Annotated in this window: 1 rRNA gene; it reads right to left on the bottom strand. The window is 50.2% G+C overall.

What is annotated here, in order from left to right:
• Positions 1-303 (bottom strand): 23S ribosomal RNA (locus HL666_RS33950); the annotation flags it as partial.

Raw genomic sequence — 303 nt, 5'->3', positions numbered from 1 at the left:
CGTCCCTCCATCGTTCAAACATGATTAACTAGTACAGGAATATCAACCTGTTATCCATCGCCTACGCCTTACGGCCTCGGCTTAGGTCCCGACTAACCCTGGGAGGACGAGCCTTCCCCAGGAAACCTTAGTCATTCGGTGGATCAGATTCTCACTGATCTTTCGCTACTCATACCGGCATTCTCACTTCTAAGCGCTCCACAAGTCCTTGCGATCTTGCTTCGTTGCCCTTAGAACGCTCTCCTATCACTCGACCTTACGGTCGAATCCACAATTTCGGTAACATGCTTAGCCCCGGTAAAT

It is taken from the genome of Bradyrhizobium aeschynomenes (genome assembly GCF_013178945.1).
In the GTDB taxonomy this organism is placed as follows: Bacteria; Pseudomonadota; Alphaproteobacteria; order Rhizobiales; family Xanthobacteraceae; genus Bradyrhizobium; species Bradyrhizobium aeschynomenes.
This window is presented reverse-complemented; position numbering and strand designations above follow the sequence as displayed.